The following is a 1,951-nucleotide window of genomic DNA, read 5'->3' as shown; positions in this document are numbered from 1 at the left end:
CCCACCGGGGTTACGGCCTACGGCTAGGGTCTGATGGCAACGGCCAGGTCAACCCCCGCAGGCGGCTGCGCCGCCGCACAGACACTGGCCAGCGTCGCTGGCCGCTAAGGTCGCCGCCTCGTTCCTCGTCGTCGGGTGTGTGCATTCTGCCGGATGCGGTTATCCATCTCGCGGTAAGCCCTTACGCGGAGGGCTGGGTGTAGCACCGCCGCCCAGGTTAACGCAAGGGTGAAATGCACGCCTGCGGCGCCCTTGCGTTCCCCCGTGCGTCGTCGCTACTTCGCCCTTTGCCGCGAAAGAACTCACCGAGAGATGACATTTAACCTGAAGGGGGCCTGAAGAATGCACACACAAAACGTCAAGACCGCCGCTCCTGAATCTTCCGAAAGATGTGTGAAAAACACGTCATTAATCGTAGCCGAACAAGGGGCCTTGTTGGATGAACTCTCCGGCCTCTACATCTATGAAGTCGCAACGGGCGAGGATGAAATGGTTGAAATTTTACGCCGTTATCTGGTTCCGCTGGCCTTGAATGTTGCTGAGACCACGGGTGCCGGTAAAGACGGCAAACCGTGCGTATTTTTCCCTGTTGCACAGTGCTGGATGCTGGCGAAACGTGTTGTAGAGAGTCGCTACAGCCTTCTGGGTCTTAGGGCGTGGGAGCGCGTTCGCGCGGAAATTTTTGGTCATTAGTTATACCTGAAGGCGGGATTTCCCCGCCTTCACTCAACAGGAGAAACACCATGTATACATCTGACATCCCCACCGGCGACGCGGGTAAAAACCGGTTCGAAAGGCGCGCAGGCGCGGAGGCCGCTTACTGGGCGACGCGGGCAAGATCATATGTGACCGCATCGGGGACGTTAACGGGCGGCATCTAAGGAGTCGTTTCATGTCACAGTTAAATTTTGATGACCTTTTCAGCGCATGTCAGGGGGAGCCGTCAACTGATGGGACCGTAATCGCCAGCGTATCGGCGAAAATGCGTGCGCCAAAGAACTTGATTACCTCAGATAATGCACGACGTGAGTTTATCCGCGTGTTCGGTCAGACGGCACGATACCTGCGCCGCTGGGATGTGTTCTGTGATTTTATCACGCTGGCCGCCAGCGAGCTGGATATTGCTACCGTCCGCACCGATGAGAATATCGAGAGAAGCCGGAAAATCTGTGCCCGCTATGAGGCCGCTGATCTGGAAAACCTGCACACGCTGTTCTGTATGCTCGTTTGCGCATTGCAGGGAAAATATCAGGATTTCCTCGGGGCAGTTTTTATGGAGCTGGATTTAGGTTCTGATGATATGGGGCAGTTTTTCACGCCATATCACGTGCAATCCCTTATGGCTCGGCTGATGTTCCCCAAGGCGGCGGAAACCATTAACAAAGAAGGCTGGGTGACACTCAGTGAGCCATGCTGCGGAGCTGCTGGCATGGTAGTGGCTTATGCAGAAAGCATGTTAGAGGCAGGGTTCAATCCCTCTGAACAATTGTTCGCGCATTGTATCGATCTCGACCCCGTGGCAGCGGATATGGCCTTTATTCAGCTGAGTTTGTTGGGAATACCTGCTGAGGTGGTCACGGGGAATACGCTCACCCTGCAGTTTAGCCGTGTACGATACACGCCGGTTTACTATGCCAATGACTGGGAAGCGCGTTTTGCGTTGCGCAGAAAATACGAGGCGATGAAACAGGTTTTGTCGTTGCTCACAGCCTGATCATGAGGGCAGGGGAAACCCTGCCATTTTCGCCCGAAACCCCCAGCGGGCTACGCCCGCCAGTTCCTGAGACAGAGGGCGGCTGCGCCGCCCTTCTTCTCCGGCATGTGTCGGGGGATTGTCTCTCTCTTCCCTTACTGTCTCTTCCTCTCCTGGCATTTACTTTCCTTTCTCTGCCTGGTCATCGATGTCAGGTCTTTCTTTTTCACAACAAACCGTCACGGCCGGAACATGGCC

3 protein-coding genes are annotated in these 1,951 nt (G+C 55.5%); all 3 read left to right on the top strand.

Going from position 1 to position 1,951, the window contains the following annotated elements:
- Window positions 1–342 precede the first annotated feature (342 nt).
- The 3 genes from UC14_RS26070 to UC14_RS26065 are packed head-to-tail and all read left to right on the top strand — an operon-like array spanning window position 343 to window position 1,714.
- Window positions 343–693, top strand: a complete 351-nt coding sequence (locus tag UC14_RS26070) for a hypothetical protein (RefSeq protein WP_112198734.1) — start codon at window positions 343–345, stop codon at window positions 691–693.
- Window positions 694–743: 50 nt separating this feature from the next.
- A complete protein-coding gene (locus tag UC14_RS26830) occupies window positions 744–881 on the top strand; it encodes a hypothetical protein (RefSeq protein WP_157962165.1) in 138 nt (45 codons plus the stop codon).
- A gap of 11 nt (window positions 882–892) precedes the next feature.
- Complete coding sequence (locus tag UC14_RS26065) at window positions 893–1,714, top strand: N-6 DNA methylase (RefSeq protein ID WP_112198733.1); 822 nt, start codon at window positions 893–895, stop codon at window positions 1,712–1,714.
- Window positions 1,715–1,951 lie beyond the last annotated feature (237 nt).

This window comes from Rahnella sp. NRRL B-41462, from assembly GCF_003263525.1.
GTDB lineage: Bacteria > Pseudomonadota > Gammaproteobacteria > Enterobacterales > Enterobacteriaceae > Rahnella > Rahnella aceris.
This window is presented reverse-complemented; position numbering and strand designations above follow the sequence as displayed.